The sequence below is a fragment of the Pseudomonas putida W15Oct28 genome, from assembly GCF_000708715.2.
Classification (GTDB): Bacteria; Pseudomonadota; Gammaproteobacteria; order Pseudomonadales; family Pseudomonadaceae; genus Aquipseudomonas; species Aquipseudomonas putida_R.
The window spans coordinates 114,770-138,040 of record NZ_JENB01000016.1 but is presented as its reverse complement, the minus strand read 5'-3'; the positions used below and the strand labels follow the sequence as shown (position 1 = coordinate 138,040).

Annotated in this window: 21 protein-coding genes; 6 read left to right on the top strand and 15 right to left on the bottom strand. The window is 64.4% G+C overall.

Features of this window, described 5'->3' with window-relative positions:
- Positions 1-62 precede the first annotated feature (62 nt).
- The 7 genes from AK81_RS13830 to AK81_RS13800 form a co-directional block, all read right to left on the bottom strand.
- Positions 63-1,088 carry a proline racemase family protein gene (locus AK81_RS13830; RefSeq protein WP_043199790.1) on the bottom strand — a complete coding sequence of 342 codons (1,026 nt, stop codon included), beginning with the start codon at positions 1,086-1,088 and terminating at the stop codon, positions 63-65.
- A gap of 10 nt (positions 1,089-1,098) precedes the next feature.
- Complete coding sequence (locus tag AK81_RS13825; protein WP_043199789.1) at positions 1,099-2,580, bottom strand: aldehyde dehydrogenase family protein; 1,482 nt, start codon at positions 2,578-2,580, stop codon at positions 1,099-1,101.
- Complete coding sequence (locus AK81_RS13820) at positions 2,577-3,857, bottom strand: NAD(P)/FAD-dependent oxidoreductase (protein ID WP_043199788.1); 1,281 nt, start codon at positions 3,855-3,857, stop codon at positions 2,577-2,579. Before AK81_RS13820 ends, AK81_RS13825 begins: the two co-directional genes overlap by 4 nt.
- Positions 3,858-4,008: 151 nt before the next feature.
- A complete protein-coding gene (locus AK81_RS13815) occupies positions 4,009-4,884 on the bottom strand; it encodes a dihydrodipicolinate synthase family protein (RefSeq protein ID WP_043199787.1) in 876 nt (291 codons plus the stop codon).
- 25 nt (positions 4,885-4,909) lie between these two features.
- Positions 4,910-5,575, bottom strand: coding sequence for an amino acid ABC transporter permease (locus AK81_RS13810; protein WP_043199786.1), 666 nt, complete (start codon positions 5,573-5,575; stop codon positions 4,910-4,912).
- A gap of 10 nt (positions 5,576-5,585) precedes the next feature.
- Positions 5,586-6,257, bottom strand: coding sequence for an amino acid ABC transporter permease (locus AK81_RS13805; RefSeq protein ID WP_043199785.1), 672 nt, complete (start codon positions 6,255-6,257; stop codon positions 5,586-5,588).
- 10 nt (positions 6,258-6,267) lie between these two features.
- Positions 6,268-7,089 (bottom strand): amino acid ABC transporter ATP-binding protein, encoded by an 822-nt coding sequence (locus AK81_RS13800; RefSeq protein WP_043199784.1) that lies wholly within the window; start codon positions 7,087-7,089, stop codon positions 6,268-6,270.
- Positions 7,090-7,388: 299 nt separating this feature from the next.
- Here AK81_RS13800 and AK81_RS13795 point away from each other — a divergent pair, with 299 nt between their 5' ends.
- Together AK81_RS13795 and AK81_RS13790 are read left to right on the top strand one after the other, a co-directional pair.
- Positions 7,389-8,234: a transporter substrate-binding domain-containing protein gene (locus AK81_RS13795; protein ID WP_043199783.1), complete on the top strand. Its 846-nt coding sequence runs from the start codon at positions 7,389-7,391 to the stop codon at positions 8,232-8,234.
- On the top strand, positions 8,227-8,997 hold the full coding sequence (locus AK81_RS13790) for an SDR family NAD(P)-dependent oxidoreductase (RefSeq protein ID WP_043199781.1): 771 nt from the start codon (positions 8,227-8,229) through the stop codon (positions 8,995-8,997). Before AK81_RS13795 ends, AK81_RS13790 begins: the two co-directional genes overlap by 8 nt.
- 787 nt (positions 8,998-9,784) lie before the next feature.
- Here the strand turns inward: AK81_RS13790 and AK81_RS13785 are convergent.
- From AK81_RS13785 to AK81_RS13760, 6 genes are all read right to left on the bottom strand, one after another.
- A complete protein-coding gene (locus AK81_RS13785; RefSeq protein ID WP_043199779.1) occupies positions 9,785-11,080 on the bottom strand; it encodes an NAD(P)/FAD-dependent oxidoreductase in 1,296 nt (431 codons plus the stop codon).
- A gap of 54 nt (positions 11,081-11,134) precedes the next feature.
- Complete coding sequence (locus AK81_RS13780; RefSeq protein ID WP_043199777.1) at positions 11,135-11,557, bottom strand: RidA family protein; 423 nt, start codon at positions 11,555-11,557, stop codon at positions 11,135-11,137.
- A 31-nt stretch (positions 11,558-11,588) separates the two neighbouring features.
- Entirely contained in the window at positions 11,589-12,728 is a 1,140-nt protein-coding gene (locus tag AK81_RS13775; protein ID WP_043199776.1) for a tyramine oxidase subunit B, read from the bottom strand.
- Positions 12,729-12,853: 125 nt separating this feature from the next.
- Entirely contained in the window at positions 12,854-14,071 is a 1,218-nt protein-coding gene (locus AK81_RS13770; protein WP_043199774.1) for a multidrug effflux MFS transporter, read from the bottom strand.
- Positions 14,072-14,294: 223 nt separating this feature from the next.
- On the bottom strand, positions 14,295-15,605 hold the full coding sequence (locus AK81_RS13765; RefSeq protein ID WP_043199773.1) for an alginate export family protein: 1,311 nt from the start codon (positions 15,603-15,605) through the stop codon (positions 14,295-14,297).
- A gap of 175 nt (positions 15,606-15,780) precedes the next feature.
- A complete protein-coding gene (locus AK81_RS13760; RefSeq protein WP_043199772.1) occupies positions 15,781-17,268 on the bottom strand; it encodes an aldehyde dehydrogenase family protein in 1,488 nt (495 codons plus the stop codon).
- A 376-nt stretch (positions 17,269-17,644) separates the two neighbouring features.
- Here AK81_RS13760 and AK81_RS13755 point away from each other — a divergent pair, with 376 nt between their 5' ends.
- The 3 genes from AK81_RS13755 to feaR all read left to right on the top strand — a co-directional run bounded on the left by AK81_RS13755 (position 17,645) and on the right by feaR (position 20,749).
- Positions 17,645-19,141 carry an APC family permease gene (locus AK81_RS13755; protein WP_043199771.1) on the top strand — a complete coding sequence of 499 codons (1,497 nt, stop codon included), beginning with the start codon at positions 17,645-17,647 and terminating at the stop codon, positions 19,139-19,141.
- Complete coding sequence (locus AK81_RS13750) at positions 19,122-19,694, top strand: DUF3156 family protein (RefSeq protein WP_043199770.1); 573 nt, start codon at positions 19,122-19,124, stop codon at positions 19,692-19,694. Before AK81_RS13755 ends, AK81_RS13750 begins: the two co-directional genes overlap by 20 nt.
- Positions 19,695-19,807: 113 nt before the next feature.
- The gene (feaR, locus tag AK81_RS13745; RefSeq protein ID WP_043199769.1) at positions 19,808-20,749 is read left to right on the top strand and encodes a transcriptional regulator FeaR; all 942 of its coding nucleotides are present in this window, start codon (positions 19,808-19,810) and stop codon (positions 20,747-20,749) included.
- A gap of 165 nt (positions 20,750-20,914) precedes the next feature.
- On the opposite strand, the gene AK81_RS13740 is transcribed toward feaR, so the two are convergent.
- Positions 20,915-21,280: a cupin domain-containing protein gene (locus AK81_RS13740; protein ID WP_043199763.1), complete on the bottom strand. Its 366-nt coding sequence runs from the start codon at positions 21,278-21,280 to the stop codon at positions 20,915-20,917.
- 29 nt (positions 21,281-21,309) lie between these two features.
- Positions 21,310-22,608, bottom strand: a complete 1,299-nt coding sequence (locus tag AK81_RS13735) for an NAD(P)/FAD-dependent oxidoreductase (RefSeq protein WP_043199762.1) — start codon at positions 22,606-22,608, stop codon at positions 21,310-21,312.
- A 239-nt stretch (positions 22,609-22,847) separates the two neighbouring features.
- On the opposite strand from AK81_RS13735, the gene hpaR reads away from it, so the two are divergent.
- Complete coding sequence (gene hpaR, locus AK81_RS13730) at positions 22,848-23,270, top strand: homoprotocatechuate degradation operon regulator HpaR (protein WP_043199761.1); 423 nt, start codon at positions 22,848-22,850, stop codon at positions 23,268-23,270.
- Position 23,271 lies beyond the last annotated feature (1 nt).

Genomic DNA, 23,271 nt, shown 5'->3' with positions numbered 1-23,271 from the left:
GCGGCCCATCCGACCGGTCCGGCGCCCCGGCAAGGCCGCTCCTACACAGGTAGGCGTGCAGGTCAGGAAAGGCCAGCCCCCCAGGTGTCGCTCAGCATGAAGCCCGCCGCCAGTGGGTCATCCGGGTCCACCCCCAGCTGTTGCAGGCCGTACAGCCAGGCCCGCCCGGTCACCCGTGGCAGCACCGCTGGCCGCCCCGCAACCTCGGTGTGGCCCAGCAGCTCTACCTTGAACTGCCCGCCAATGGTCGAGCGCGACACCAGTGGGTCGCCGACCTGCACCAGCCCGCGTGCCGCCAAGGTGGCCAGGTTGGCCGAGCTGCCGGTGCCACAGGGCGAACGGTCGACCCGCCCCGGTGGCAGGGTGGTGCAGGTCTGGTAGGTGTGCGCGTCCAGGCGGTTGCGGAACATCACGTAGGCCACTTCGTTGACCGAAGGCAGTAACGGGTGCTGGATGTTCAGCTGGCGGTTGATCACCGCTTTCAAGGCCACGCCGGCATCGGCCAGTGCACGGGCATGTTGCGGGGCAATCGACAGGCCGGTCTGTTCCACGTCGATCAGCGCGTAGTAAACGCCGCCAAAGGCCACATCGATGTTGATCGTGCCGAAGGCCTCGGTTTCGATGGCGAGGTCAAGGTGCTCGACGAAGGCGGGCACCATGTCCAGCGAAACACTCAGGCAGCGGCCGTCCGCGCAGTGGGCGCGGGCGGTGACCAGGCCGGCGGGGGTGTCCAGCACCACCGTGGTTTCGGGTTCTTGCATCGGCACCATGCCCAGCTCCAGCAGGGCGGTGACCACACAGATGCAGTTGCTGCCGGACATCGGGTGGGCCTTGTCGGCCTGCAGCACGATGAAGCCTGCCTGCGCTTCTGGCAGGGTCGGCGGCAGCAACAGGTTGACCGACATCTGCAGGCAGCCACGCGGTTCCAGCGTCACCAGGCGGCGCAGGCTGTCATCCACTTCGTTGATGTAGTTCATCTTGTCCAGCATGGTGGCGCCGGGAATGCCCAGCACGCCGCCGGTGATAACCTTGCCGATTTCGCCTTCGCAGTGCACTTCGGCCAGCTGAAGGGTCTGTTTCCAACGCATGGGTGTTACCTCACTTGATGTACCAGCCCCAAGGCTTCTCGCTGTCGTAGCGGGTGATCTGCTTGGTTTCCAGGTAGTTGTTCAGGCCCCATTCACCCAGCTCGCGGCCAATGCCGCTCTGCTTGTAGCCACCCCATGGCGCCTCGGTGAAAGTGGGCTGCGAGCAGTTGATCCAGACGATGCCCGCACGGAACTTGCGCGCCACGCGCTCGCAGCGCTGCAAGTCTTTGGACATCACGGCCGCGGCCAGGCCAAAGCGCGAATTGTTGGCCGATCTTACCGCTTCTTCTTCGCTGTCGAACGGGCGGATGCACACCACCGGGCCGAAGATTTCCTCGTTCCAGATCCAGCTGTCTTCCGGCACGTCGGCGAACACCGTCGGCTGCAGGTAGAAGCCCTTGTCCAGGTGCGCCGGGCGCTCGCCGCCGCACACCAGGCGCGCGCCTTCTTCCAGGCCGCGGGAAATGGCTTGCAGGGTGCCTTCGTACTGGCTGCGGTTGACCAGCGGGCCGAGCAACACGCCTTCGTCCATGCCGTTGCCGATCTTGATCTTGCGCGTTTCCTCGGCCAGGCGGGCGAGCAACGGCACGTAGGCTGCACGCTCCACCAGCACGCGGGAGGTGGCGGAGCAGACCTCACCCTTGTTCCAGAAAATCCCGAACAGGATCCATTCCACCGCCTGTTCGATGTCGCTGTCGGCGAAGATCACGAATGGCGATTTGCCGCCCAGTTCCAGGGTCACGTTCTTGATGTCCTGGGCGGCCGCTTGCATGATGCGGCTGCCCACCGGCACGCTGCCGGTAAACGCCAGCTTGTCGACGCCGGGGTGCGCGGTGATGGCTGCACCGACCGTGGAGCCCGGGCCGGTGACGATGTTCAGCACGCCAGCGGGCAGGCCAGCTTCATCGGCGATGCGCGCAAGCTCCAGGGCAGTCAGCGAAGTCTGCTCGGCGGGTTTCAGGATGATGCAGCAACCCGCGGCCAGGGCCGGCGCGATCTTCCACGAAGCCATCAGCATCGGGAAGTTCCACGGCACGATGGCGCCCGCTACGCCGATGGGTTCTTTGCGCGCCAGGGAGCTGAAGCGGTCATCGGCCAGTGCCACCGGTTTTTCGCGTTGGGCATCCAGCTCTTCGGCCAGGTTGGCGTAGAAGTCGAAGCAGCCGGCAGTGTCGCCGATGTCCCACATGGCTTCCGGGAAAGGCTTGCCGTTGTCACGGACTTCCAGCTCGGCCAGTGCCTCTTGCCGGGCACGGATGCCATCGGCGATCTTGCGCAGGTAGGCGCCACGTTCGGCGCCGCTCAGGCGCGGCCATGGGCCTTCGTCAAACGCGGCACGGGCAGCTTTTACTGCAACGTCCACGTCTGCGGCGCAGCCGGAGGCCACGCTGGCGATCAGGCTTTCGTCGCTCGGGTCATACGAATTGAAGCTGCCACCCTTGATCGGGCTGACCCACTGGCCATTGATGTAGAACTGGTCGAAGCGGTTCATGCGTTTCCTCCAAGCACGGCGAAGCGTCGTGCACCGAATGCAGAAAGGTTCTGGGTGGGGCTGCGCTGTGCGGCGAGGTCGCTCACCAGGCGGCCGGTGGTGGCGCCAAGGGTGAGGCCGAGCTGGCCGTGGCCGAAGGCCAGGATGGTGTTTTTCAGCCGTGGCGAGCGGTCGATCACAGGTTTTGTGTCGGGCAGGAACGGGCGGTAACCAACGCCGAATTCCATGCCTTGCGTGTTCAGTTGCGGCAGCACACGGCGGGCTTTTTCCATGATGATTTCGGCGCGCCTGAAATTGGGCTCGGCATTGGCGCCGGCGAACTCGATGGTGCCGCCAATCTGCAGGCCGCGGGTCATGGGGGCGAAGCAGAAGCCGCCATCGGCGTAGATCACCGAGTGGCGGATTTCCACGCCAGGCTGTGGCAGTACTGCCTGGTAGCCGGCGATGCCTGCCAGCGGGATGTGCACACCGAGCGAGTCGAAGAAGGTGCGCGAGCCCGTGCCGGCAGCGACCACCAGCAGGTCGGCGGGAACCTGGGTGCGGTCTTGCAGGGTGACGCCAGTGGCTTTGTCGTGGTGTTCGTCAATCTTTTCCACCCGCTGTTGCACACGCACGCCACCCTGGGCAATGAAGCTTTCTGTGAGGGCGGCGATGAAGCCTTCGGTGTCGTTCACGGCACGCCAGTCGGGGAACATCAGGCCGTGCTGGAACTTTCCGGCCAGGGCCGGTTCCAGGTCGCTGATCTGCTCGCCATTCAGCTCTTCGGAGCGGAAGCCCAATTGCTTGCGCAGCTCCAGGTGTGGGCGTTCGTGTTCAAGGCCCGCGGAGGTATCGAACACTTCCAGAATCGGGCGGTCACCGAGCAGGGTCTTGTCGGGGCATGCTTCCAGCAAAGGCGCATAGTCTTCATAGACATGCTGGGTCAGCCGCGCCATGTCCTGGGCGATCTTGTTGATTTTCGAGGGCCGTGCGCAGGCCAGGAAGCGCATGAACCATGGCAGGATGCCGGGCAGGGCGCTGGGGCGCAGGGCCAGTGGGCCTTTCTGGTCCAGCAGCCAGCCGGGGATTTTCATCAGGATGCCGGGCTTGGACAGCGGGATGACTTCGCTGACCGCCATCTGCCCGCAGCTCCATTTGGCGGTGCTGTCGCCGGGGGCGGCAGGGTCGATGAGGGTGACCCGGTGGCCGTCGCGCTGCAGGTACAGCGCGCAGCACACACCGACAATGCCGCCGCCGATGACTACAGCCTGTTGCGGTGAGGGGTGCGGGTTGTTCATGAGTCTGGCTCTATTCATCGAGAGGTTGCGAGGGCTGCGCCCTCGTTCGCGGGCACGCCCGCTCCCACAGGGTCGCGCCGCTCCCAAGGCCGGTGTTGAACCTGTGGGAGCGGGCGTGCCCGCGAATGGGCCGCAATGCGGCCCCTTGCATCTACTGCTGCGAAGCCTCGAATACTTTGCGGAACTCGGCCTTCTCTTCATCAGTCAGCGGCAGCAGCGGTGCACGCGCCGGGCCCACCTTGAAACCGGCCAGCTCGGTGCCGTACTTGACCTTCTGCACGAACTTGCCACTTTCCAGGTTGGCCATGGCCGGGAACAGGCTGCGCATGATCTGCTGGGCGCCACGGATATCGCCGCCGGTGAACGCGTTGTGGAAGGCCACCACCTTCTCCGGGAAGATGTTGGCCGGGCCGCAGATCCAGCTGTCGGCGCCCCACAGGTAGAAGTCCAGCGCCTGGTCGTCAGAACCACACGACAGCTGGATGCCTTTGTATTTCTCACCAATCTCGATGGCGCGCAACAGGTTGCCGCTGCTTTCCTTGATGCCGATCACACGCGGGTGCTCGTGCAGCGCGGCGACCACGTCCAGGCCCACTTCGACGTTGGTGCGGATCGGGTAGTTGTAGAGCACCACGTTGATCTCGGGGAACGTCGAGAGGATGGTGTTGTAGTGGGCCAGCAGCTCTTCCTGGGACGGCAAGGCGTAGTAGGGCGGGGCGATCAGCAGGTTGGTGTAGCCGGCGTCGACGGTTTGCCGCACCTGCTCCAGCACTTCACGGGTGCAGGAACCGTTGGCGCCGGCAATCAGGGTGCCGCGGTCGCCAACCACTTCCTTGACGGTGGCCAGGATCTGCCGGCGTTCGTCGTTGGCCAGGGCGTAGTACTCACCGGTCGAGCCCAGCGGTACGAAACCTTTCACGCCAGCGGCCAGCTGATGCTCGAGGATTGCGGCCAGGGTGTCGTGATCGACTTTGCCGGCTGCGTCGAACGGGGTGACCAGGGCGGGCAGGATGCCATTCAGTTTCATCGGGTAACTCTCCTTGGGGAAGGTATCAGTAGGCGTAGCGACGAAGCAGGCGTCCCTCGACCACACCGATCAGGCGGGTGAGCGGGAAGGCCACCAGGAAATAGATGACCGCCACTGCCGAGAGGAACTCGACCGGGCGCGCGGTGCTGTTGGAAATGTTCTGGCCGACGAACATCAGGTCGGCGACCCCGACCGAGGAGATAAGCGCGCTTTCCTTGAACAGGCTGACCACGTTCGACAGCAGTGGCGGTACCGAGCGCAGCAGCGCCTGGGGGAACACCACGTACAGCACCTTCACCCGCGAGGTCAGGCCCAGCGCGGTGCAGGCGTCGTGCTGTTCGCTGGCAATCGACTTCAGCGCGCCGCGGAAGGTCTCGCTGGTGATCGCGCCCATGTACAGGGTCAGGGCGATCAGCACCGACACGTAGGGCGGGATGTCCAGGCCGAACACCACCGGAAAGCAGAAGAACACCCAGAACAGCTGGATCAGCAGCGGCGTGCCGCGAAAAAATTCCACATAAAGGGCCAGCGGCAGGCGCACCAGCTTCAGCTTCGTCTGGCGCAGCAGGCTGACCACGAAGCCCAGCAGGCTGCCCAGCAGCGCGCACACTGCAGTGAACGCCAAGGTCAGGGCCAGGCCCTTGAGCAGCACCGGCCAGTAGTGCAATACAACCGAAAAATCGAGTGGCATGACGTTCTCCTCAGCGCTGGGCCGCCAGTTCCTGGCGCCGTTCGAACCACTGCACCAGCTGCGCGATCGGCAACGACAGGGCGAAGTAGATCAAGGCGATCAGGGTGTAGGTTTCCAGCGGGCGGTAGGCTTCGGTGGCCAGGCTCTTGCCCACGTACATCAGGTCGGCGACGGCGACGATGGCCACCAGTGCGCTTTGCTGCAGGGTGCCGATGCCATTGGTGATCAGCACTGGCAGGGCGCTGCGCAGCGCTTGTGGCAAGACCACGTACAGGGTGCGTTGCCAGCCCTTGAGGCCCAGTGCGATCGAGGCATCCAGGTGTTCGCGCGGCACCGCCTGCACACCGGCGCGGTAGGCCTCGGCGTTGAATGCGGTGAGGTTCAGCCCCAGGGCCAGGAAGCCCATGGCGATGGGGTCGATGAACACGTCGAACAGCATCGGCACGCAGTAGAAGAACCACACGATCTGCAGCAGCGCCGGGGTGCAGCGGAAAAACTCGATGAACAGTTGTGCGGGCCAGCGCACGAAGAACCAGCGGCTCAGGGTCATCAGGCACAGCACAAAGCCGCAGGTAAGGCCGATCAGGTTCGAGACCAGGGCCAGCTCCAGCGTTACCTTCAGCCCGTCGAGCAGGGCCGGCAGGCTGCCGTTGAGAAAGTGAAAATCGAATTGGTAGTTCATCGCAGCGCCCTCAATCGAACTGCACAACCTTCTCGAGGAACTCACGCGTACGTGCTTCCCGAGGCCGGGTGAAGATCTGTTCGGGGTGGCCTTGCTCGACCACCTTGCCGTTGGCGCAGAACACCACGCGGGTGGCGATGTGCCGGGCAAAGTGCATGTCATGGGTGACGATGATCATCGCCATCTTCTGCTCGGCCAGCTGCATCATCACGTTCTGCACTTCAATGACCATTTCCGGGTCCAGCGCCGAGGTGACTTCGTCGAACAGCATCAGGCGGGGCTCCAGCATCAGTGCCCGGGCGATGGCCACGCGCTGTTTCTGGCCGCCGGACAGCTGGCTGGGGTAGGCGTGCAGCTTGCTTTCCAGGCCCAGGCGGGCCAGGTAGGCGCGGGCCTTTTCGGTGGCCTCGGCCTTGCTCAGGCCATGTACCTTGACCGGTGCCAGGATCAGGTTGCCCAGCACCGACAGGTGCGGGAACAGGGTGTAGTGCTGGAACACCATGCCAATCTGCTTGTGCAGGGTTTCGTCCAGGGGCTTGCCCTGTTTGCGGCTGCCGTCGATGTACGGTTTGCCCTGAAACTGGATGCTGCCGCCCTGGATGCCTTCCAGGCCCATCAGCACCCGCAGCAGCGAGCTCTTGCCGCTGCCGGACGGGCCGATGATCACCAGCCTATCGTCGGCACGCATGCCCAGGTCCATCTGGTCCATCACCACCAGCTGCTCGCTGTAGGCCTTGCGCACACCGTGCAGCTGGATGAAATCGCCGCCCAGTGTGGAATCCGGGGTGAGCGAAGCCTGTGGCTGGGCGGCCACCAAACGGGGAATGGTCATTTTGAATCTCTCCGGTGAATTGTTCTTGTAGGCAGAAGAGCAAGCAAAAAGGATCACACTGTGCTTCGTTGAATGCTTTGTTGTGTGCAGTGCTGTATTCAAGGTATTGCGCAGTGATGCGACCTGTCAACTCATGCCCGGACTTTTTTAGCAGCGCCCGAAAAGCCCCGGATCGAGGGCTGTTGACAGGCGATGAGAGAGTTCCTATGTTGTATGCAGCCTTGCATGCATGATCCGTTGCGTGCAGGTTTTTGCCGTACCTTCCTGCCCAAAAACAACGAATTTCAGTGAGGTCCACCATGCATTCATCGCGCTCGTCATCCCTCAAGGCCCTGGTCATCGGCGCCGGTCTTTGCGGGGCTTTGCTGGCCCAGTCGGCGGCCCAGGCAGCAGAAACCTCGATATGGCAGGACGTGCAGAAGGCCGGTGTGTTGCGCTGCGGCGCGGCGGTGGCCGCGCCCTACGTGATGCGCGATGCCAGTAGCGGCGATTACAGCGGCTACTTCGTCGACCTGTGCCGCGACTTCGGCGAGAAGGTGCTGAAGGTCAAGGTGGCCTTCGTCGATACCAGCTGGGACAACCTGGTGGCCGGCTTGCAGAGCAGCAAGTGGGACCTGGCCATGGCCCTGAACCAGACGCCGGAGCGTGCGTTGGCGGTGGGCTTTACCGTGCCGGCCACCGACTACCAGGTGTCGCTGCTGGTGAACAAGGACAACCCCAAAGTGGTTGAGGTGAAGGACGACATCAGCGCCCTCGACAAGCCGGAGGTGACCTTTGCGGTGATGTCTGGCACTGCCCAGGACAAAGCCATTTCCTCGGTGATTCGCAACGGCAAGATCATGCGCCTGCCGGGCATGGACGAAGCGCGCCTGGCGGTGATGTCCAAGCGCGCCGATGTACTGGTCGACGCCAGCGACACCAACCACCTGTTCGCCCTGGCCAACCCTGGCTGGACCCGCGAGATCCTGCCCAAGCCGGCGCTGGCCAAGCAGGGCGTATCGTTTGGCGTGCGCCGTGATATTTCCCCGGCCGACCTGCAGGTGCTGAACATCTATTTGGCGCAGCGCCGAGAGACCGGTGACATCCAGCGGCTGGTCGACAAGGCCTCGCTCGCTGCCAACGCCGAGGTGAACAAGCATGAGTGATCTGGCACGCCCCCTGGCCGGGCAGACCGTGCTGGTGACTGGCGCCACCGGTGGCATTGGCGCTGCCATTGTCGAACAGGTGGTGGCCGAAGGCGGTAAGGCGTTGATCCATTACAGCCGCGATGCGCACGGCGCTGAGCAACTGTTGGCACGTATCGGTGGCAACGGCTGGACCGTGCAGGGTGACCTGAGCGAGGACAGCGGGCCGGACAAACTCTGGCAAGCGGCGCTGGAGCTGGCAGGAGGGCGCATTCATGGGTTGGTCAACAATGCGGGTATTCGTACCGAAATCCCCCTGGATGCACCTTCGTCACAGTGGCGTGCAGCCTGGCGCCGGGAGTTTCAGGTCAACTTCTTTGCGGCGGCCGATTTGTGCCGGGAAGCCGTGGCGCATTTTTGTGCGCAGGGCGGCGGGCGCATCATCAACATGGCCAGCCGCGCAGCGCAACGCGGTTACGCGGCCGATGCCCTGCCATACGGCAGCAGCAAGGCGGCGTTGGTCAACCTGACCAAATCGCTGGCGCGCAGCGTGGCCGCGCAGGGTGTGGTCGCGGTGGCCATTGCCCCGGGCTGGGTGCGCACCGACATGGCCGAGCAGTTCATTGCCCAGCATGGCGAAGCGGCGGCGGTAGCGGACATCCCGGTGGGGCGCATGGCCAGCCCGGCCGAGATTGCCGAGCTGGTGGCGTTTGCCTTGCGGCCTTCGCAAGTGTCGCTCAACGGGGCGACGCTGGATGTGAATGGCGGTAGCTATATCCGTTGACCGCTAGAACGGCGCAGATTCCTGTGGGAGCGGGTTCACCCGCGAAGAATACACCGCGGTGGATGGCACCGGCTTCGCCGGTGTTCGCGGCGGTTCGACGCCTCGATGAACCCGCTCCCACAGGGATTGCGTCCAGCCCATATATTGAGCCAGACGCAGGTGCTGTGGGAGCGGGCTTGCCCGCAGACGCAGGTGCTGTGGGAGCGGGCTTGCCCGCGAAGAATGCGACGCGGTGGATGGCACCGGCTGTGCCGGTGTTCGCGGGCGCGCCCGCTCCCACAGTGATTGCGCCCAGCCCATATATTGAGCCAGACGCAGGTGCTGTGGGAGCGGGTTTACCCGTGAAGAATGCGACGCGGTGGATGGCACCGGCTTCGCCTGTGTTCGCGGGTGAACCCGCTCCCACAGGGATTGCGTCCAGCCCATATATTGAGCCAGACGCAGGTGCTGTGGGAGCGGGCTTGCCCGCGAAGAATGCGACGCGGTGGATGGCACCGGCTGTGCCGGTGTTCGCGGGCGCGCCCGCTCCCACAGGGATTGCGCCCAGCCCATAAATTGAGCCAGACGCAGGTGCTGTGGGAGCGGGCTTGCCCGCGAAGAATGCGACGCGGTGGATGGCACCGGCTGTGCCGGTGTTCGCGGGCGCGCCCGCTCCCACAGGGATTGCGCCCAGCCCATAAATTGAGCCAGCCGCAGGTGCTGTGGGAGCGGGTTTACCCGCGAAGAATGCGACGCGGTGTTCGCGGGCTTGCTCGCTTTCACAAAGCCCGTGAGGGCGGGTGAGGCGTCAGGCGAAGCGCTCGAAGCGGTACGGGGACGGGTCGATCAGCGGGGTGGCCTGGGCAACCAGGTCTGCCGCCAGCTGGCCGGCAGCAGGCGAGGTGCCGAAGCCATGCCCGGAGAAGCCGGTGGCCAGGGTCAGGCCCGGGATGCTGGCCACAGGGCCGATGACCGGGTTGGAGTCGGGGGTGACGTCGATCGTGCCGGCCCAGGCGCTGGCGATGCGTGCCTGTTCGAACACCGGCCAGGCCGCTTTCAGGTTGCGCATGGCCTCGTCGTTGAGTGCCGGGTTGGCGTGCGGGTCTTGTACCCGTACCCGCTCGAAAGGGGTTACATCGGTGGCCTTCCAGCGCCGGGCCAACGCCAGGTCCTTGAAGAAATACTTGCCAAAGCTGATGCGCAAAAAATCCCGCTGGGCACGCAGTTGGGGCAGGTAACGCTTGCCCAGCAGGAGATGGTCCAGGGTGAGGAAGGCATCCAGCGCGCCGCGCTGGGTGATGATGTAGCCGCCGTCCTTGTGCTTGCGGAAGGAAAAGTCCGGGGCACCGACGGCGATGTCGGTCGGCCCGTCCATGGGCGCTGTGCGCAGCACGGAACAGGTCAGCGGCAAGGTCGGCAGGTTGATGCCCAGGTTGCCGAGAAACTTGCGCGACCACAGGCCACCGGCCAGCAACACCTGGTCGCAGCGGATTTCGCCTTGCTCGGTGACCACCCCGCTGACACGGCCGGCTGCGGTGACCAGGGTGCGCACTGCGCAGTTCTCCACCACCACTGCACCTTTGGCGATTGCCGCTCGGGCGATGGCGCTGGCGGCCAGGGTTGGCTCGGCGCGGGCGTCCGACGGCGTGAAGATGCCACCAGCCCAATCCGCCCGACCACCCGGCACCATCTGCGCGATTTCACTCGCGCTTAACAGCCGCGAATCCAGGCCCAGCGCCTCGACGCTTTTCAGCCAGCCTTCATGCATGCCCATCTGCGTGTCGTTGCGGCCGATGAACATGATACCGGCCTGGCGATAGCCAACGTCGCTGCCGACCCGCGCCGGCATCTCGGCCCACAGCCGATCAGCCGCCAGCGCCAGGGGGATGTCATGGGCGTGGCGGTTGGTCTTGCGCACCCAGCCCAGGTTGCGCGACGACTGCTCGCCAGCGATGCGCCCCTTTTCCAGCACCACCACCGGTATGTTGCGTTCGGCGAGGCTCAATGCGGCGGTGAGGCCGATAATGCCGCCACCGATGATCACCACGGTGGTGGCGTCGGGGTGGCGGGTGCTGGTTTGCACAGGGGCGATCGTGGGAGACATGGCTTTACTCTTTGTTGTTCGTGCAGGGGAAGTGCTCAGCGCCAGCCAGTGGCCTCACTGGCCAAGGCGGATCAAGGTCACTTGCGCTTGCCCCGCACCGCGGTAGGCGGTGACTTCCAGCTCGACCTTGTACACGCTGGAGCCCAGTGGCGGGCAGGTGACCGTGGTGGCTGGGTCGATGCCGCGGAACTTCTCGCCGATCACATCCATTACCCGTGGCACATCGGCAGGGTCCTGGATGAACACCCGTGAGTTGATGACGTCGGCCAGGCTGGCATCGACCGCAGCCAGGGCGGTTTCGATGTTGGCGAACACCTGGTGGGTCTGTTCGATGGCGTCCTCTGGAATGACCTGGGTCTGCGGGTTGCGCCCGGCGGTGTTGGAGACGTGAATCCAGTTGTCCACCGCCACCAGGCGGGAGTAGCTGGCCATGTCTTCGAACTTGGAGCCGGTTTTCAGTTTGATGATCTGTGTCATGGGCTTTGCCTTGTTATCCGGTTGCGGGGGATCAGCTGAGAACGGGGGTTTCCCAGAGGTTGAGCTTCACGCCGATGCCTTGCTCGAGCGCCTTGCGGTACACCACGGTGCCCCAGGCCACGTCTTCGACAGGCATGCCGCCCACCGACATCAGGATGATTTCGTCGTCATGCAGGCGGCCCGGTGCGTCGCCGCTGATGATCTTGCCGATGTCTTCGACTTGGTCGGCGGCCAGCGTGCCTTCGGCAATCATGTCCATGAAGCGCACGCCTACCAGCGGCACGTGGTTGTGCGCAGGCTTGGGCAGCTCTTCGAACCAGGCCTCGTAGAGGCCGGTGTTGTCCACCACCTTGCGCACGTCGTCCTGCTCCATACCGGCGTCGATGCTGCACGGGGCCGGCATGGCCAGGAACGCGCCAGGCTTGACCCACTCGCGGCGCACCAGTGGGTACTGGCTGGGGTCGCCGACTTCGCCCGAGCTGCAGTAGCTGACCAGGTCGGAGCCGCGTACCACTTCTTCCAGGGTTTCAACCACCTGGACATTCGTGATTTGCGGGAAACTGGTTTTCACCCAGGCGACAAACGCATCCAGGTTCTTCTGGCCACGACCCTTGACCTTGAGGGTGTCGATCAGCGGGCAGACGGCCATGAACGCGGCGACCGTGGTCTTGCCCATCACCCCCGGGCCGGCCAGGCCGATGACCTTGGCATTCTTGCGCGCCAGGTGGCGGGCGCCGACACCCGGGATGGCGCCGGTGCGGTAGGCCGACAGCAGGTTGGCCGACATGTGCGCCAGTGGCGCGCCGGTGTCGGCGTCGTTGAGGGTGAACATGAGGATCGAGCGGGGCAGGCCTTTCTCGCGGTTGGCGATGTTCGAGCCATACCACTTGGCGCCTGCGGTCTGGAAGTTGCCGCCGAGGTACGCCGGCATCGCCATCATGCGCCGGTCGGCGGTGGGCTTGGGCATGTTGGGGAACGGCGATTGCTCGGGGAAGGTGATCATCGCGCCGTGCGAGTCGCTGTTCGGGCCGGCCATGCGGTAGTCGCCCTGGTACAGCAGGCCGAACATTTCTTCCATGGTGTCGACACAGGCCGGCATGTCGGTGACGCCGGCGCGGATCATGTCCTGCTCGGACAGGTAGATGAAGTCAATTCTGGTATCGAGGGTCATGGCGGGTCTCGCAGGGCTGGCTGCCGTCGGATTTGTTGTTGGTGACGTGGCAGCCAGTTTCGCTAACGACTGGTAGGTCGTCTTGTGCCTGCGTGCCAGGCGAGTTGACCGTCAGTGCCAGGGCTTCAATGCCCCGCGAGCGAGAAGCTGGCCGGGGTGTCGCGCAGGCTGAGGGCGGTCAACAGGCACACCACCAGGGTGCACAGGGCCAGCAGCGCGGCCCACGCGGTCGGGCCGTGGTTGAGTACCACTGCGGCCAGAGGGGCCGCGCCGGCAGATGCCGACAGCTGGATGGCGCCCAGCAGCGCTGCGGTGGAGCCCAGTGCTTTTTCTTGCGAGGCCATCACCAGCGACATCAGCGTCGACTCGGCTATCCCCAGGCCGAACAGGGCCACCACCATGCCGCCGGCCACACCCGGCAGTCCCAGGCCCGTCAGTGCACCGAGCAGGCTGAGGCAGGCGCCGCCGGCCATGCACAGCACGCCCACCCGAGTCAGGGTGTTCAGGCCCAGCCGGCTGATCAGGCGGCTGGCCGTCATGGCGCCGAACAGGATCGACACACCGGTGGCGCCAAACAGCAGGCCGAAGGCCTGGGCGCTCAGGCCGTAATGGGCCTGGTACACCAGGGTGGCACCGCCGATGTAGGCGAACAGAAAGAAGAACACCGCCGCCACTGCCAGGGTCGGGCGCAGGAAGCGGCGGTCGGCGAGGATGGCCAGGTAGGTGCGGCAGGCGTGGCCCAGGCGCAGGGGTTCGCGTTTGCTGGGTGGCAGGGTTTCCGGCAGGTTCAGCAGGCTGTTGACCAGCACCGCCAGGCCCATGCCGGCGAGTACCAGCATCACTGCACGCCAGCCGAAATGCGCATCGATCACGCCGCCCAGGGCCGGTGCCAGGATCGGCGCCACGCCTTCGATGGTCATCAGCAGGGCGAACAGCTTGGTCGCGGCTACGCCCTGGCTCACATCACGCACCATGCTCATGATCACCACCAGGGTCAGCGCGCTGCCCAGGCCCTGGAAGAAGCGCAGCATGATCAGGGTGTCGAGGCTGGGGGCCGCGGCGGCGCCGAGTGAGCACAGGATGAACAGCAGCAGGCCGGCCAGCAGCGGTTTGCGCCGGCCATACGCGTCGACGATGGGGCCGAAGATCAGCTGGCCGGCGCCCATGGCCAGCAGGAAGAAGGTCAGCGTCAGCTGCACGCGGGTGAAGCTTGCCTGATAGTGGCTGGCGATTTCCGGCAGGCTCGACAGGTACATGTCGACGGCGGAAGGGCCCAGGGCGCCGATCAGGCCTAGGCCCAGGGCGAAGCTGAAGCGTACGGGAGGGGAGGGATTGGCTTGCATGCTTTTCTCTGGCTGATTTTTCGCCTACCGATCGGCAGGTTGGCAAATCTTATGCGCCTGGCCATGCGAGGTCAAACTCTTCCGGAAAGCCACTCACGCCTGTGGGAGCGGGCATGCCCGCGAACACCGGCAAAGCCGGTGCCATATACCGAGTCGCTTTCTTCGCGGGCATGCCCGCTCCCACAGGGATCCTGCAAGCTTTGAGATAGTGGTGAGGGGGGCTTCAGAACGGCACCGCCACGGTCAGCTGGCTATACACATTGGTACCATTCCCTCCCACCTGGTTGCCGCCGTTGCTCTCGTCCTTGCGCGGTTGGTACAGGCCCACCAACGGGCTGATGATCAGGTGCTCGTTCACCGCCCATTCCACATACAGGTCCAGCTCCCGGGCATCGAGGTTGAGGCTGTCGCGGGTACGCACGGTGTCGAAGTCGAAGTACAGCGCGCCGACCGTGAGGTTTTCCAGCGGTGTCGCCTTTATGCCCACATGGTGGATGCCGGTGTTGCTGTTGAAGGGGCCGGCGTAGTTGGCGGCAACTTCACCCTGGAACCAGGTGCCGTAACCGCTGGACAGGCCGCTGAACAGCGAGTCCCAGCCTGCCGAGTAGCGGGTGTAGCGGTAGGTAACCTGCGGTGCCCACGGCAGGTCGGCGAAGGTGTAGCCGGCCTGCAGGTACCAGGCTTGCTCGGGGCCGTCGGTCTTGTCCTGCCAGGCGTATTCGAAGGCGAAACTGGCATTGTCGATGCCGGCGTTGCCTTCGCCGCGCACGCTGTACACGTCCATGCCTTCGCGGGCTTTCTGGAAGTCGCTGGCCCATTGGTCGGTGACGTCGATGCCGTGAATCCAGGTCAGCCCCAGGGTGCCCAGGGCGTGGGTGTAGTCCAGCGTGCCGGCGGCCAGTTCGGTTTCGGCCTGGGCGCGGTTGTCGGATTTCAGCCACAGCAGGCTGCCATGCAGGCCGTCGCTGCCCCCCAGGCGCAACATGGCGGTGCGGTCGAAGGCGTGACGGGCGGCCAGGTAGTAAGCACCGCCACGGTCCAGCGCACCGTCGGCGACGCCGTTGCCCAGGTTCGGGCCGTCGTCGTTGATCAAAAAGCCACTGCCCAGGCGAATGGTCTGGCGGCCGGCGGAAACGTCCACGCCATCCTTGCCCAGCACGGGGAACAGGTCGGCCGAGCGCCAGCCGAGGAAGGCGTCTTCGATCTTGGTGGTGCGTTCGGAGCCGTCGGTGTTGCCGGCCGCATCGCCATCGCCCCAGGTGGCCGAGCTCACCCAGTTCAGGCTGCCGTACAGCGTGCCGTTGCCGGCCAGGCCCTGGTCACCGCTGAGGCCATACTTGATAAAGCCTTCACGCCAGGTCGAACCACCCGTGGTGCCGTCGTAGTTCTTGCGGCTGTTGAACATGCCCCATACCGCCAGCATGTCGGCGTTCAGGTGCCTGTCATCGTCGGCGTACAGCTCAACGGCCGGCACGGCCTGGCTGGCCAGCAGGGTGGCCAGGGCCAGGGTGGACAGCGTTTGCGGTTTGACCATTACACATCCCTCGATTGTTCTCGGCCACCTTCAGGGGCCTTTGTTGTTCGGGGGCACCCTCGGTTTGGCGAGGGGCCATCGCGGTTGGCGGCGATGGCCTATTAGGGCGTGTGCGGTGGGGCGGGGTCTTGTTCGTGGCTGCCAAGGCGCTTGCACGCCTTGGCCAGGGGGCGGGTCAGTAGCGGATCATCACCGACTTGAGCTCGGTGAAGTCATCGATGAAGGCCGAGCCGAACTCGCGGCCAATGCCGGAAGCCTTGATGCCCCCAAACGGCACAGCCGGGTCGAGCAGGGTGTGCATGTTCACCCACAGGGTACCGGCCTGGATTTGCGGGATCATGCGCATGGCCTTGCCCAGGTCGTTGGTCCACAGGCTGGCGCTGAGGCCGTAGGGCGAGGCGTTCATCAGGTGCAGCAGTTCGTCTTCGTCGTCATAGGGCAGGAAGGTCGCCACCGGGCCGAAGGTTTCCTGGTTGAGCAGGGTGTCGCTGGCCGACCGGGCGAGGATTACCGTGGGTTCCACGAAGCAGCCGGGGCCGTCACCCAGCTTGCCGCCATGGATGATCTGGCTGCCCTCGGCGCGGGCGATGGCGAACAGTTCGGCCAGCTTTTGCTGGTGCGGCTTGTTGGCCACGGGGCCGAACTGGGTGGTTTCGTCCAGCGGCGAGCCGATTTTCAGCTGGCCCAGGCGCTGGGACAGGGCGTCCAGCAGCGGGTCGATACGCGAACGGTGCACGTAGAAGCGCTCGCCAGCGGCGCAGATCTGCCCCGAGTGCAGGAAGCCTGCCTCGATGATGCCATCGACCGCTTTGTCCACGGCCACATCGGGCAGGAAAGCCACCGCGTTCTTGCCGCCCAGTTCCAGTGTCGCGCGGGTCAGCTTGGCGCCCATGGCAGCTTGGCCTACGGCGATGCCGGTGGGCACGGAACCGGTGAACGAGACCTTGTCGGTACCTGCGTGCTCGATCAGTGCCTTGCCCACCAGGCCGCCACCGGTCAGCACGTTCAGTGCACCGGCCGGCAGGCCGGCTTCGGTGGCCAGCTCGGCAATGCGCAGCAGCGTCAGCGGGGTGAATTCGCTGGGCTTGAGGATGATGCTGCAGCCAGTGGTCAGGGCCGAGGCCAGCTTCCAGATGGCGATCATGGTGGCGAAGTTCCACGGCACGATGCCCACCACCACGCCAATCGGCTCGCGCAGGGTGAAGGCGCTGTAGCGCTCACCGGCGAACGAGGGCAGTGACGGGGTGATGGTCTGGCCGGTGATCTTGGTCGCCCAGCCGGCGTAGTAGCGCAAAAAGTGCGCGGCCTGCTCTACTTCGAAGGCACGGGAAATGCCGATGAGCTTGCCTGATTGCAAGGTTTCCAGCTGCGCCAGCTCTTCGCGGTTGGCTTCCAGCAGGTCGGCCAGCTTGAACAGCACCGCGGCGCGGGCGGCGGGGCTGGTGTGCGACCAGGCGGTAAAGCCTTGGCGCGAAGAGCTGACAGCCTGGTCGACATCGGCCTGGTTGGCGTCGGCGATGTGGGCGATGGGCTGGCTGTTGGCCGGGTTGACCACGGCGATTGTCGAAGACGACTGGCTGGCGAGGTGCTGGCCGTGGATGAACACGCCATGCTCGCGGGCCAGGAAGGCCGTGACGGCAGGGAGGAGGGTGATGTCGCTCATGCAGACTCCGGGGCAGGTGGCCAAAGCTTGCAGCTTAGTGAGCGGGGCAGAGCGGTTCATGTGCCTGCGTGACAGGGGCATGACTGTGGCTGCCAAGCGATGAGTCAGCCTTGCGCGATCCCTTGTAGGAGCGGCCTTGTGTCGCGATCGGGCTGCGCAGCGGCCCCCGGTTTTTGCACCACAGCCAATATCGCCGGGGCCGCTTTGCGGCCCGATCGCGACACAAGGCCGCTCCTACAGGGGCATCGCCAGGCTCTGGAGCTGATTGCTGGCAGGCAGCAACAAGCCCGGCGGCAGCCATCGGCAAGACGCCATGCCACCTGCAGCGCACAGTAATCACTCGTTCAACGCCACAAAAACAAGCCGGGGCATAACGATGTCACTCAATAACAAGCTCACCGAGCACCTCAACCGCGGCACGGTCGGTTTCCCCACCGCACTGGCCAGCACCGTCGGGCTGATCATGGCCAGCCCGGTGATCCTCACCGCGACCATGGGCTTTGGCATCGGCGGCAGCGCCTTTGCTGTGGCCATGGTCATCGCCGCACTGATGATGCTGGCGCAGTCCACCACCTTTGCCGAGGCCGCGTCGATCCTGCCGACCACAGGCTCGGTATACGACTACATCAACTGTGGCATGGGCCGCTTTTTCGCCATCACCGGCACGCTGTCGGCCTACCTGATCGTGCATGTGTTCGCCGGTACCGCCGAAACCATCCTGTCGGGGGTGATGGCGCTGGTGAACTTCGAGCACCTCAATACCCTGGCCGAATCCGCTGGCGGTTCGTGGCTGCTGGGGGTGTGCTTCGTGGTGGCGTTTGCGGTGCTCAATGCCTTTGGCGTCAGCGCCTTCAGCCGCGCCGAAGTGATCCTTACCTTCGGCATGTGGACCACCTTGATGGTGTTCGGCGTGCTCGGCCTGATCGCCGCACCCGCAGTGGAACTGGACGGCCCGTTCGGCGTTTCGCTGGTGGGCACCGACCTGATGACCATCCTGTCGCTGGTCGGCATGGCCATGTTCATGTTCGTCGGCTGCGAGTTCGTCACCCCGCTGGCACCCGAGCTGCGCCGCTCGGCCTGGGTGCTGCCGCGGGCCATGGCGCTGGGCCTGTTTGGTGTGGCCACTTGCATGTTCATCTACGGGGCGGCGATGAAGCGCCAGGTGGAAAACGTGTTGCTGGATGCCGCCACCGGCGTGCACCTGCTGGACACGCCCATGGCCATCCCGCGCTTCGCCGAGCAGGTGATGGGCGACATCGGCCCGGTATGGCTGGGCATCGGCTTCTTGTTCGCCGGCGCGGCCACCATCAACACGCTGATGGCCGGTGTGCCACGCATTCTTTACGGCATGGCGGTCGACGGCGCGTTGCCCAAGGTGTTCACCTACCTGCACCCGCGCTTCAAGACGCCGCTGCTGTGCATCCTGGTGGTGGCGTTGATCCCTTGCCTGCATGCCTGGTACCTGGGCGGCAACCCGGACAACATCCTGCACCTGGTACTGGCTGCCGTGTGCGCCTGGAGCACTGCCTACCTGCTGGTGACACTGTCGGTGGTGATCTTGCGCATCCGCCGCCCAGACCTGCCGCGTGCCTACCGCTCGCCGCTGTTCCCGTTACCGCAGATCTTCTCCAGCAGCGGTATCCTCATCGGCATGGCGTTCATCACGCCGCCGGGCATGAACCCTGCCGATGTCTACGTGCCGTTCGCCATCATGCTTGGCGCCACGGCGACCTATGCATTGTTCTGGACGCTGTGCGTGCAGAAGGTCAACCCGTTCAAGCCGGCACGGGTCGAGGATGTGCTCGAGAAAGAGTTCGCTGCCGAGCCTGGCCACGCCGTGGAGCACGTGTTGCATGATCAGAAGTTTGCGTGAACGCCTGCTGGCACCTCGGGCGCCTTCCGGCTATCGCCCGGGTGCGACGCTGGCATGCCTGGCGCGCAACCTGGGGCAGCATGACCTGGCTGCTGCGGGGGTGATTCACGACCCGGCCCAGGGCTGGCAGGCCAAGGTGCACGAACGCGTCGAGGCCCACCTGCTGATGCACATCGTCACCTGTGAGTTCCAGCTGCAGTTGCCTGCTCCGCAAGGGGGCGAGGTCAGCCTGGAGCTGCGCCATACCGGTGCGCTACGCCGTACCGGTCTGGCCTGTGTGTATCGCAAGGGCGACCGGGCGCGTTTCGCCCAACTGCGCGACCGGTTGCTGCAGCAGGCCGCACTGCTGGCGGCGCTGATGCCGCTGGATTTCAAGCGCCTGACCCTGGCCTGGCGCGACGGCCAATGGTTGCTGACGCTGGAGCACATGGGCGGCAGTGAAGTGGTCAACCGCATGCCGGCGTTTCGCCGCTACATCCCGATCAGCCCGCAACAGCGGTCGCACCTGATGGCCAGCCTGGCCCAGTTCAACACCTTGCTACACAACCTTTGACGCAAACTGGCATACGCCTTGCTGTATCTACCGACGAATGATGACAGTTGTGCGCACATAGATAACATGTTAACAATGTGCGCATAACAACAAATCCTGCGTCGAGGGCAGCCATGCATACTCAACAATCCAACCGTCAGGGGCTGGAACGCTGGACCACGGCCATGCAGCAGATCTGTGGCCGTTTCGAGACGGAGCTTGCGTCCAATCACTCGCTGTTCATCGGCGAAGTTTCTACCTTTTCCCGCGCCGGCTTGCCGCTGGCCAACCTGCGCACCAATGCCGGCAATATCCGCCGGCTGGGCGAAAACCCGACGCTTGACGATGACCAGCATTGCTTCCTGGTCAGCCAGCGTGCGGGGCATTCCACCGTGTCCCAGGGTGGCATGCAGGTCAGCCTGGCGCCGGGTGAGCTGCTGCTGATGGATTCGGTCGGGCGCTGCGAGATCACCCCCAGTGGGTTGATCGAACATGTCTCGCTGGCCCTGTCGCGTGAGCAGGTGCGCAAGTACGTGCAGGGCAGCGGCCCGATGTTTGGCAAGATCTCCTCAAGCAATGCCTGCGGGCGCATGTTGCATGTGCTGATGGACCAGCTGTGCAAGGACGGCAATGTAAGCGGTGATGGCGCCCAGGGCGACGCGCTGCAGACCGCCTTCATCGCCCTGCTGGAGCCGGGCTTCGAGCGCCATGGCGACGCGCCGGGCAACCTGGGGGCGTTGAACGGCGCCAGCCTGCGCGGCTACGTGCAACAGGTGATCGACGAGTCGCTGTCACAGCCTGGGCTCACCCCGTCCAACCTGGCGGGGCGCCTGAACATCTCGGTGCGCCACCTGTACCGGCTGTTCGAGGAGGAGGGGGATAGCGTGTGCCGCTACATCCAGCGGGCGCGCCTGAAGCGCAGTGCCGATGACCTGGCCAACCCGTTCTTCAGAAGCGAGTCGATCACCTCGATTGCCTACAAGTGGGGGTTTACCGACTCGGCGCATTTCAGCCGTTCGTTCAAGAAACAGTTCGAACGCTCGCCCAAGGACTACCGGGCTCAGGCGATGGCCTGAGGCGTATGGCGATCTGTTGTTGTAGGAGCGGCCTTGTGTCGCGATCGGGCTGCGCAGCAGCCCCGGCAATTGATGTGTTCAGGCTGAAATCGAGGGGCTGCTGCGCAGCCCGATCGCGACACAAGGCCGCTCCTACAGATTGAACCGCGCAGGCCTTGGTTTTGCTCAGGCCACCGCCAGGTAGTGCTTGACGAACGACTCGCTCAACACTTCCCACAGCACTGGCGTGCCCTTGGTCACGAACCAGGCATCACCGGCTTTGTAGCGGGTGACCTGGCCGGTGGATTCATCGGTCAGCTGGATCTCGCCCGTCACGATCACCGCCTGTTCGTCGAACGGGTAGACCATGCGGAACTTGCCGCGCGTGGTGCCAAAATAAGCACTGCTGACAGCGTCGTCGGGTGCGCCGTAGGTCATCTTGCCAAAGGCTTTCACTTCACCTTCGAGTATTTCCGAGCCCAGGTCGGCAACGCTGCCCCAGGCATCGAGTTCGGACAATTGTACGCCTTGCTTGGCGGCGGTAAGGGTCATGGCAGTTCTCCAGGGTTGAGTCAAAAGGTTCAGCGACGGCCGTTGAAGTAGCCCGACAGCTGGTGCACGGTCTTGCCGGCAGTGAGCAGCAACGGGCGGAAATGGTCTTTGCCGAGGATGCGCGCATGCTTGACCGAGCGGACCAGGTCATAGCGCTTCGATCCCTCCTGCATGCCCTCGGCGAGGATCTTGCAAATGATGTGGCTGGGCGTGACGCCAAAGCCGGAGTAGCCCTGCACATAGAAAGCGTTGGGGCGGTTGGCGAGCGTGCCGATCTGCGGGAACAGGTTGGCGCTGGTGGCCATCGGGCCGCCCCAGGCCAGGTCGATGCGCACGTCTTTCAGGTAAGGGAAAATCTTCAGCATCAGGGCGCGGTTCCAGGCCTTGAGGTCCAGCGGGAAGTGCTCGACGAAGGGCGTGGCGGCGCCGAACAGCAGGCGGTTCTCGCGGGTGACCCGGTAATAGTCGATCACCGGGCGGATATCGCTGTAGGCGCCCCGTATCGGGCTGATGCGCTCGATCAGCTCATCTGACAATGGCTCGGTCATCATCTGAAAGGCATAGGTATTGATGGTGCGCGCGTGCAGCTCCGGCTCCAGTTTGTTGAGGAAGCTGTCGCACGCCCACAGCAGCTTGCTGGCGCGTACCGAACCGCGGCCGGTACGTACCTTGATGCGCTCGCCGTAGGTCACTTCCAGGGCCGGGCTGTGTTCGAAGATACGCGCGCCATGGCCCACCAGCGCCTGCGCTTCGCCCAGCAGCAGGTTCAGTGAATGCACATGGCCACCGCCCATGTGCAGCAGGGCGCTGCTGTAGGCGTTGCTACCGATGATCTGGCGCACCTCGCTACCACCGAGAAAACGGATTTCGTCGCGTGTGTTGATCGCCTTGAATTCCTTTTCCCACTTGCGCAGGGTCTGTTCCTGGCGGCGGTTGAAGCCCATGTAGCCGTAGCCGTGGCAGAAGTCGGCGTTGATGGCGTAGCGGGCGATGCGCTCCTTGATGATGCCGGCGCCCAGTTCGCTGATCTCGAAAATGTCCCTCACGCCCTGATCGCCGACGCTGCTGCGGACCTTCTCCAGGTCGTGGCCGATGCCTGCCATGATCTGCCCGCCGTTGCGCCCGGTGCCGCCGTAGCCCAGGTAGCGGGCTTCGAGCACGACGACATTGGTCACGCCCTGTTCGGCCAGCTCCAGGGCGGTGTTGATGCCGGAGAAGCCGCCACCGATCACCACCACATCGGCCTCGATGTCACTTTCCAGCGTAGGGAAGCTCAGGTTGTACTTCTTGGTCGCCGAGTAGTAGGTGGGGCTCTCGAGGGTGATCATGGCGCAGCCTGCTGAATTGGAATTGTGAGAGGGCCGTTTCGCGGGGCGCCCGGGCATTGAGCGCCAGCCGCTCGGTAGGTGTCTTGTTCTTGCCTGCCATCGAGTGTAACCAGCCTGCCAGTCGCAACCGGTGGCTGGCGTTGCTGTCAGGAAATGGGTAAAAACCATTCTATTAATGTATTAATGATTGTGCACTGGCATACTCGCCGGTTTGCTATTTCCTGCCCCTTTGAGCCCGCATGACCACACCAAGACCCTCCCTGACCCTGACCTTGCTGCAGGCGCGCGAAGCCACCATGGCGTTCTTCCGCCCGGCGTTGAATGCCCATGACCTGACCGAGCAGCAATGGCGGGTAATCCGTATTCTGCGCCAGCAAGGCGAGCTGGAAAGCCATCAGTTGGCGGAGCTGGCCTGTATCCTCAAGCCCAGCATGAGCGGGGTGCTCAAGCGCCTGGAGCGTGACGGCATCGTGGCACGGCGCAAGTCGCCGGAAGACCAGCGCCGGGTGTTCATCAGCCTGACCGAGGCCGGCCAGCAGGCTTTTTTGGCGATGAGTGAGGAGATGGCCCGCAACTACGAGAAGATCCTCGCCCAGTTTGGCGAGGACAAGTTGCAGCAGCTGATGCAGCTGCTGGATGAAATGAAGAAGATCAAACCCTGAC

Excerpts from the sequence above, each read along its gene's own strand:
- AK81_RS13830 (WP_043199790.1), bottom strand. The coding sequence starts at position 1,088 with ATGCGTTGGAAACAGACCCTTCAGCTGGCCGAAGTGCACTGCGAAGGC.
- AK81_RS13825 (WP_043199789.1), bottom strand. The coding sequence starts at position 2,580 with ATGAACCGCTTCGACCAGTTCTACATCAATGGCCAGTGGGTCAGCCCG.
- AK81_RS13820 (WP_043199788.1), bottom strand. The coding sequence starts at position 3,857 with ATGAACAACCCGCACCCCTCACCGCAACAGGCTGTAGTCATCGGCGGC.
- AK81_RS13815 (WP_043199787.1), bottom strand. The coding sequence starts at position 4,884 with ATGAAACTGAATGGCATCCTGCCCGCCCTGGTCACCCCGTTCGACGCA.
- AK81_RS13810 (WP_043199786.1), bottom strand. The coding sequence starts at position 5,575 with ATGCCACTCGATTTTTCGGTTGTATTGCACTACTGGCCGGTGCTGCTC.
- AK81_RS13805 (WP_043199785.1), bottom strand. The coding sequence starts at position 6,257 with ATGAACTACCAATTCGATTTTCACTTTCTCAACGGCAGCCTGCCGGCC.
- AK81_RS13800 (WP_043199784.1), bottom strand. The coding sequence starts at position 7,089 with ATGACCATTCCCCGTTTGGTGGCCGCCCAGCCACAGGCTTCGCTCACC.
- AK81_RS13795 (WP_043199783.1), top strand. The coding sequence starts at position 7,389 with ATGCATTCATCGCGCTCGTCATCCCTCAAGGCCCTGGTCATCGGCGCC.
- AK81_RS13790 (WP_043199781.1), top strand. The coding sequence starts at position 8,227 with ATGAGTGATCTGGCACGCCCCCTGGCCGGGCAGACCGTGCTGGTGACT.
- AK81_RS13785 (WP_043199779.1), bottom strand. The coding sequence starts at position 11,080 with ATGTCTCCCACGATCGCCCCTGTGCAAACCAGCACCCGCCACCCCGAC.
- AK81_RS13780 (WP_043199777.1), bottom strand. The coding sequence starts at position 11,557 with ATGACACAGATCATCAAACTGAAAACCGGCTCCAAGTTCGAAGACATG.
- AK81_RS13775 (WP_043199776.1), bottom strand. The coding sequence starts at position 12,728 with ATGACCCTCGATACCAGAATTGACTTCATCTACCTGTCCGAGCAGGAC.
- AK81_RS13770 (WP_043199774.1), bottom strand. The coding sequence starts at position 14,071 with ATGCAAGCCAATCCCTCCCCTCCCGTACGCTTCAGCTTCGCCCTGGGC.
- AK81_RS13765 (WP_043199773.1), bottom strand. The coding sequence starts at position 15,605 with ATGGTCAAACCGCAAACGCTGTCCACCCTGGCCCTGGCCACCCTGCTG.
- AK81_RS13760 (WP_043199772.1), bottom strand. The coding sequence starts at position 17,268 with ATGAGCGACATCACCCTCCTCCCTGCCGTCACGGCCTTCCTGGCCCGC.
- AK81_RS13755 (WP_043199771.1), top strand. The coding sequence starts at position 17,645 with ATGTCACTCAATAACAAGCTCACCGAGCACCTCAACCGCGGCACGGTC.
- AK81_RS13750 (WP_043199770.1), top strand. The coding sequence starts at position 19,122 with ATGATCAGAAGTTTGCGTGAACGCCTGCTGGCACCTCGGGCGCCTTCC.
- feaR (WP_043199769.1), top strand. The coding sequence starts at position 19,808 with ATGCATACTCAACAATCCAACCGTCAGGGGCTGGAACGCTGGACCACG.
- AK81_RS13740 (WP_043199763.1), bottom strand. The coding sequence starts at position 21,280 with ATGACCCTTACCGCCGCCAAGCAAGGCGTACAATTGTCCGAACTCGAT.
- AK81_RS13735 (WP_043199762.1), bottom strand. The coding sequence starts at position 22,608 with ATGATCACCCTCGAGAGCCCCACCTACTACTCGGCGACCAAGAAGTAC.
- hpaR (WP_043199761.1), top strand. The coding sequence starts at position 22,848 with ATGACCACACCAAGACCCTCCCTGACCCTGACCTTGCTGCAGGCGCGC.